This window comes from Rappaport israeli, assembly GCF_001888055.1.
Lineage (GTDB): Bacteria > Pseudomonadota > Gammaproteobacteria > Cardiobacteriales > Cardiobacteriaceae > Rappaport > Rappaport israeli.
The window spans coordinates 1-6,597 of sequence record NZ_LXHZ01000028.1 but is presented as its reverse complement, the minus strand read 5'-3'; the positions used below and the strand labels follow the sequence as shown (position 1 = coordinate 6,597).

Genomic DNA, 6,597 nt, shown 5'->3' with positions numbered 1-6,597 from the left:
ACCCCCCAAAGCCACACCCAAACCCCAGCCAACCCCCAATGGCACCACCACCCTCACCCCAAAACCCTCCAACTCCTTAACACCCACCAACCCAACCAAACCCTCGCCCAGCGCCACACCCTCATCCAATTTCTCAAAGCCAACCACCTAAACCACCAAAAAGAAAGCCTGCAATACTGGCAACACCTCCTCCACCCCCTCACCACCGCCACCATGCTCCTACTCGCCCTCCCCTTCGTCTTTAATCACAGCCGCCACAGCCAACAAAGCACCCGCCTCATCATCGGCATCCTCCTAGGCACCAGCTACTACATCCTCTCAGGCATCCTCGCCAACCTCACCCTCCTCCTACACCTCCCAGCGCCCCTTGGCGCCCCTCCTCCCCCTAATCCTATTTGCCCTCCCCCCCCTCTACTGGCTACAGCGCCATTAACCCCCAACCAACCCAAGGACAACCTCATGAACACAAACAAAACCCTCCTCATCTTCGACCTAGACGGCACCCTCATCGACAGCCTCCCAGACATCAGCGCCGCCCTCAACACCGCCCTAAGCCAACACCACCTCCCCACCCAAACCCCAGAGAAAATCCGCACATGGATAGGCAAAGGCACCACCATCCTCATCCAAAACGCCCTCCACCACATCCAGCAAACCCCCGCCAGCGAAGAACAAATCCACTCCCTGCAAACCCACTACCTTACCGCCTACCAACAACATCCCATCCGCCACACCACCCCCTATCCCCACTCCCACCAAACCCTGCAACAACTCGCCCCCCACTACACCCTCGCCCTGTGTAGCAACAAACCCCGCGCCCTCATCGACCCCATCCTCCAACACCTCAACTGGCACTCATACTTTAACCTCATCCTAGGCGGCGACAGCTCAAACAACGCAAACCCCATCCTGCCCCCCTCCTCTACATTTGCCAACACCTCAACCACCCCCCCAAACAAACCTACCTCATCGGCGATTCAGAAAACGACCTCATCGCTGGACAACGCGCCCACATCGACACCCTCGCCCTCACCCACGGCTACCACCACGGACAACCCCTAAGCCAACACCACCCCAAAGCACAATTCGACACCCTCCAACACCTCACCGCCTACCTACTCCCAAGCTAAGCACCGCAAAAACCGCCCCACAAACCAACAAAGCCACCGCGAATAAAAACCGCACATAAAAAAGCCAGTCAATAGACTGGCTCTAATCCACCCCCAATTTTAAAATAACTACTTCACCACCCTATCCGTAATCTCACACCGCCCATTAGCGCCCACCACAGGATGCGGCGCAGCAGTAGGCGTAGACCCAATATTGCAGAAAATCCATTTATCTCCTGGTTTCTTAGGCGTAACCGCAAAAGTCTGCCGCCCCAACTGACCCGTAGGCAAATTAGCATTTGAGAAAGAAACCTCATCAACCTTTACCCCAAAACTCGATCCACGCGACCCACTCCTCCCCCGAAAACCCCCCCACCTCACCACTGGCGCAAGATTTACTATTTGCAAACGCCGCCTTCAAACTAATTCTCTTTTCTTTATTACTACTCTCTTTTAATTCAAACAACATATCCCTTGCTACGCCAATCGCCTCCAGCAAACACGCCTTATTTGCCGCATTTTTTGTATAGTGTTGATAAGAAGGTATAGCAATCGCAGCCAAAATCCCAATAATCGCCACAACAATCATCAACTCAATCAACGTAAAACCTTTTTCTCTATTCATACCCTACCCTTTAATAAATTTCTACAAAACCCAATCCCCACAAAGCGCGATTATAAAGAAAAGCCCAGACAAGCGCGATGAAATATTTCCCCAATACAATAAAACCACCCACTACTTAACAGTATCCTCGCAGCGGTAGCATTGCCAGCGTATCAAAACTACACCAAGCGCTCTTCTGATACTGCGTGTTTAGCAGAGACCAAAGCTTATGCAAACGTTTTATATACTTGGATGGTTGATCCAAGCGCTGACTCTATTCGTGGAGCAGAGCCAGCTGCGCCAACAGGTGGTGCTTGTGCTAGCATTACAAAAGTAACAGGAACAAGCGGATCAGGAAATGCTCAAACAACCGTAATTAAAGGTGTAAATGGCACGCCTAAAAATGGTACAGGTAGTTTTGCAGTATGTAATTTCGCTACAAATGCAAGCTGCACTCTAACTGGTACTAGGTTGAGCTAATTTTTAAAAATTAACTTACCTCTCAAAAGTAAGTGGAAAGACCCTCTAATTAGAGGGTCTTTTTGTATGGATAGAATCGGATTAGGATTCATAGCCAACTTGTTTTTTATGCGCAAAAATTTTTTATGCGCAAAAAGAAAGCGCCATTTGGCGCTTTCTTTTATACAAACCTAAGCCTCCATTGCCACTTGGTTTTGCAGGTGGGGTTTTACCTTTTAAATTAACTTTGCCGTGATAGCCCGATAAGAATCGTTCTATCACGGCAAGCAGCTAATTTCTTAACCTAGATAAACCTAGAGGGATTAACGACCCTGAACGCCTTTAGTCGTTACTTCACAAGAACCACCTCTAGTAATGTTACACTCGATGAATTTATCACCAGGAGCTTTAGGGCTGAAAGCAATTATTGTATTGGTAGCATCAGAACCCAAAGTTACTGCAGTATTTGGAACGGTAGTTGCCGCAACTGCGTCAGCTGTCGCTGCGCCAACTGCTGCGCCAGTACAAGCTGAATTATTTTTATAGATTGTGTCTAATGCAGTACCTGTAGTGCCTGTAGTGGTGTTAGGATCTTGCAATTCAACAACAACTTGCCCTGATGCACTGCGCGCTTCAGCTAAGCAAGCATTATTCGCAGAGCGCTTGGTGTAGTTTTGATACGCTGGCAATGCTACCGCTGCGAGGATACTGTTAAGGGTTTACCTTTTACGTTTACTGAAAAAGTTTTTTATATTATTTACTTAACAAAAATTGTCACCTTATCCGCGCAAATCGTCAGCTGATGTTAATCTTGCTACTTTAAACCCATATGGCTATAAAATCCGCGTCAAGGTCTATTTCGCGCTAGATATCCCCAGCACCCAGCCCAACCAACACACCACCGCCTGCCGTATTTCGTCGCATCAAACCGCCCCGCACCCCAACCACACTACACCGCATGACGCATTTTGTCATACGGCTTGCCACTTTTTAGCACCCCATAAGCCACCGTTAATATCTTCCGCATCACCGCAATCACAATCTCCTTGCGACGTTTACCGCTTGCCAGCAAACGTTCGACAAACGGCACAAACGCCCTATAGCGCCCAAAACTCACCACCAGCGCAGGCATAAACAGCGCCTCACGCAACACCGCCTTCCCATAGCTCCCAATCCGCGCCTTAGCGCGCACACTCGTCCCCGACTCATGCAATTTAGGCGCAAGACCAGCAAAACTCGCCACCTTCTTTGCGCTCTCAAAGCCCGACCCATCGCCCAAATACGCCAATAAAAACGGCACCGTCTTCTCCCCCACCCCTGGCACAGACAACAACAACCGCGCCCGCGCCTTCAACACCGCCGACCCCTCAATAAACGCCATCACCTGCGCCTGCACCCTCGCCAAAGCCCCCTGCCAAAACGCCACACACTCCGCAATCACCGCCTGCACACACAAAGGAGCAGACTGCAACCGCGCCACCTCCCGCCCCAACTGCTTCTTAATATGACGCACCTCACGCAAAAGCGCCCTAAGCTCCATCATCAACGCCTCAGGAGGCGCCCAAAACGGCGGACACTCCCGCTCCCCAAAGCGCGCCAACAACAACGCATCCAACTTATCCGTCTTATTACGCTGCCCCACACACCGCGCATAAGCGCTAATCTGCAAAGGATTCACCACACACACCCGCCACCCCCCGCGCCACCGCCCAAAACGCCAACGCCTCCCAATACACCCCCGTAGCCTCCATCGTCAGCACCACCAACGCCCCCTGTGCCACAGAAAGCCCCCCAAGCCACAGCGCCAACCCCTCAAACCCCGCCACCTCATTATCAAACGACGCATGCCACACCGCCCCCTGCGCCCCACGCACCCCCACATCAAACGACCGCTTTGCAATATCAATCCCCACATATAACCGCTTATCCATGCTCAACCTCGCAAATACGGGCTCAAACGCCCAGGATACCGTCCGAGCTAACCCAGTTATCAGAAAAAGAAACCGCCAAAGCCTCGCCAACACAGACACACGCCAGCACAAAACACCGCATCGCCACGCCAGAGAAAACCAGACAACCCCACAAACGGGCAAAAAACTATACCCCCAAGCCCCACCCAAACACCCAGAAAAAATATAAAAAAAAGAAAAAATAAAAATCAAAACCCCAAAGCCAAACCCCACTCAACCCACAAAAATAAAAATCACAACCCACTGAAAAATAAAAATAAAACAAAAATTGGCACGCCTAAAGCATATCCATAGGTGACGAAAGTTCGTCTTTTTAAATAAACTAGAAAAAGGAACATAAAATGAAAAAATCAATGCAAAAAGGTTTCACCCTTATTGAATTAATGATCGTAGTAGCGATTATCGGTATCCTCGCAGCATTTGCAGTGCCTGCTTATCAGGATTACATCGGACGCACACAAGCAGCAGAAGGTCCAGCGTTGTTGGCAGGATTGAAAACTCCTGTTACTGAGGCAATTGGTAGTAAAGGTGCAAGTGCTGGGTGTGCAATTCCTAGTGGTTCAATTACCGCAGGCAAATATGTAAAAGAAATTACGGCAAATGGCACTGGTATTACAGCTGCCAGTGCAACCGCTGGTGCAACTGGGAAGTGTTTGTTGGTTGCTGAATATGACTCTGGATTAAACGATAAAGTTGCATCAAAATTCTTACATCTTGAATATAATGTAGCAACTAAAGTATGGGAATGTAAAAATGGTGATGCTGCTGGTGCAAATGGTGTAAATGCAGATGTCTTACCAAATGGTTGTTCATAATAACAACTTATTATCTATAAATTAAAAAATAAGCCCCAAGTGGGGCTTATTTTTTAATATTTTTAAATTTTTATGATAAAACGCTACTCTAACAAACCTTTGAGTTTGACACCATCAGGTAGAGTGGTAGTGCAAGTCCAAAAATCATCAGAAGTTTTATATGTATTGGTCAATGTTTTGTCTTTTACTTTATCGCTTGAGCTACTAGCCTGATATGTTGCTTCCAATGCGTAAGAGCCACCTACATCTGATGCTGCCGCAGTGGCTGTTATAGATGCAACATTCTTATCTGCTAATAATAAATATTTACCAGTTGATTGTCGTTCTTAAAAATCAGTATGATTTAGCAATCAGCTTTAAAGACAAAAAGAAAGCGCCAAATGGCGCTTTCTTTATTTGCAACATACTCTACAAAAAACTTGAACAATGCGTGTCTTTGCAGACAATGAAATTTAAATTAAGGTTAAGGAGAAGTAGTAGTAGTAGTACAACTAGATGGAAGGAATTTTTGTGCTGCATCAGAAGTACATGCCCAAGTATATGAACCCGCGGTTGCTGCAGGCGCTGTTGGGGTCATAATAATTTTTTTGCCCTGAATTTCTTTAGAAACGCCAGCACTTTTCATTGTCGCAGTGATGACACCAGTCGCTATTTCTACACTTGCAACATATTTACCATTAATTTGATCTTTTGCTGCTACGCCAGCTGTAGTGTTATTTGCTGGGAATGCACCATTTGAAGCGTGGTATTCAGTAACAGCACTTTTTTGTCCGCTAGCTAGCACAACACCTTCAGACATTTGTGTGCGCGCAATGTAATCTTGATACGCTGGCACTGCAAATGCTGCGAGGATACTGTTAATAGCTTTTGCAGTTTTTACTATGTGATAATTTCAACACGCAATACATTTTTAAGCACTTCAATAGATGCTAGAAAATAGCTTCTTATTAGTTTGACTTTGGCGTATAAAATTTGGTCTAATCAACAGTCATTTCTATTAAATATAGAGAAGTTTTATGCCTAAAATCATCCCAAACTCTATTTTCCCCATAAGAAAACCTTTACGCGCACCCATTATTTTTAAACCAAGTGCGCAAATTCAAGTCAGGCAATACAACCCTGTTTATCATGAAAAAGACTTATTGCAAGGGCTGACGCCTTATACCGCACATGCTGATGAATTAGTCGATTTAGATGCTAGTGATTTGCAAAGCATTGATTGGTAATGTTTTACTAGTCATCAACTGACAATTTAATTAATCATGCAAAATAAAAATTATGTCCCTGATAGGGTGATATTGTCTTTTTAGATTTTGAGCCTGCAAAGAAAAAAGAAATTGGTAAATATCGCCCTGCATTGGTTTTATCTTCTCAGCTTTACAATAAACAAACTGGATTACTGATTTGCATGCCAATTAGTAGCAGTATTAGAGGCGGCAAGTTAGAAGTAGCAATTGAAAATTTAGATAAACCCTCTGTTGTAGCTGCAGGCATTATTCAAACGCTATCATGGCAAGAACGTCGTGTGAAATTTGTTAGCAAAGCGCAGAATAATGTGATGAGTGAGGTATTGGCTAGAATTTTGCCTCTTATTGGTGCAAATATGCACTAAATCTTTAGCTTAACAGTATCCTCGCAGC

Annotated in this window: 9 protein-coding genes and 3 pseudogenes; 5 read left to right on the top strand and 7 right to left on the bottom strand. The window is 46.3% G+C overall.

Going from position 1 to position 6,597, the window contains the following annotated elements:
* Positions 1-123 precede the first annotated feature (123 nt).
* Positions 124-1,059 (top strand): annotated as a pseudogene (locus A5N84_RS09710) (LptF/LptG family permease); the annotation flags it as partial.
* A 179-nt stretch (positions 1,060-1,238) separates the two neighbouring features.
* Here the strand turns inward: A5N84_RS09710 and A5N84_RS10350 are convergent.
* Both A5N84_RS10350 and A5N84_RS13570 read right to left on the bottom strand, forming a co-directional pair.
* The gene (locus tag A5N84_RS10350; protein ID WP_158008695.1) at positions 1,239-1,400 is read right to left on the bottom strand and encodes a hypothetical protein; all 162 of its coding nucleotides are present in this window, start codon (positions 1,398-1,400) and stop codon (positions 1,239-1,241) included.
* 25 nt (positions 1,401-1,425) lie between these two features.
* Positions 1,426-1,734, bottom strand: coding sequence for a prepilin-type N-terminal cleavage/methylation domain-containing protein (locus A5N84_RS13570; RefSeq protein ID WP_078055694.1), 309 nt, complete (start codon positions 1,732-1,734; stop codon positions 1,426-1,428).
* Positions 1,735-1,875: 141 nt separating this feature from the next.
* Here A5N84_RS13570 and A5N84_RS11030 point away from each other — a divergent pair, with 141 nt between their 5' ends.
* Positions 1,876-2,193 (top strand): hypothetical protein, encoded by a 318-nt coding sequence (locus A5N84_RS11030; RefSeq protein ID WP_078055693.1) that lies wholly within the window; start codon positions 1,876-1,878, stop codon positions 2,191-2,193.
* A 302-nt stretch (positions 2,194-2,495) separates the two neighbouring features.
* Here A5N84_RS11030 and A5N84_RS11025 read toward each other — a convergent pair whose 3' ends face one another.
* From A5N84_RS11025 to A5N84_RS10080, 3 genes are all read right to left on the bottom strand, one after another.
* Entirely contained in the window at positions 2,496-2,861 is a 366-nt protein-coding gene (locus A5N84_RS11025) for a hypothetical protein (protein ID WP_198923919.1), read from the bottom strand.
* Positions 2,862-3,121: 260 nt separating this feature from the next.
* Positions 3,122-3,850 carry a transposase gene (locus A5N84_RS09075; protein ID WP_158008694.1) on the bottom strand — a complete coding sequence of 243 codons (729 nt, stop codon included), beginning with the start codon at positions 3,848-3,850 and terminating at the stop codon, positions 3,122-3,124.
* Positions 3,831-4,103 (bottom strand): IS110 family transposase, encoded by a 273-nt coding sequence (locus tag A5N84_RS10080; RefSeq protein ID WP_143324907.1) that lies wholly within the window; start codon positions 4,101-4,103, stop codon positions 3,831-3,833. Before A5N84_RS10080 ends, A5N84_RS09075 begins: the two co-directional genes overlap by 20 nt.
* 380 nt (positions 4,104-4,483) lie before the next feature.
* Between A5N84_RS10080 and A5N84_RS12240 the strand changes: the two genes are divergently transcribed.
* Entirely contained in the window at positions 4,484-4,957 is a 474-nt protein-coding gene (locus A5N84_RS12240; RefSeq protein WP_072282122.1) for a pilin, read from the top strand.
* An 83-nt stretch (positions 4,958-5,040) separates the two neighbouring features.
* Here A5N84_RS12240 and A5N84_RS13565 read toward each other — a convergent pair.
* Both A5N84_RS13565 and A5N84_RS09065 read right to left on the bottom strand, forming a co-directional pair.
* Positions 5,041-5,232: pseudogene (locus A5N84_RS13565) on the bottom strand (hypothetical protein); the annotation flags it as partial.
* 188 nt (positions 5,233-5,420) lie between these two features.
* Entirely contained in the window at positions 5,421-5,792 is a 372-nt protein-coding gene (locus A5N84_RS09065; protein ID WP_233120100.1) for a pilin, read from the bottom strand.
* Positions 5,793-5,973: 181 nt separating this feature from the next.
* On the opposite strand from A5N84_RS09065, the gene A5N84_RS09060 reads away from it, so the two are divergent.
* Both A5N84_RS09060 and A5N84_RS09055 read left to right on the top strand, forming a co-directional pair.
* The gene (locus A5N84_RS09060) at positions 5,974-6,183 is read left to right on the top strand and encodes a hypothetical protein (RefSeq protein ID WP_072282120.1); all 210 of its coding nucleotides are present in this window, start codon (positions 5,974-5,976) and stop codon (positions 6,181-6,183) included.
* A gap of 36 nt (positions 6,184-6,219) precedes the next feature.
* Positions 6,220-6,569, top strand: a pseudogene (locus A5N84_RS09055) (type II toxin-antitoxin system PemK/MazF family toxin).
* Positions 6,570-6,597 lie beyond the last annotated feature (28 nt).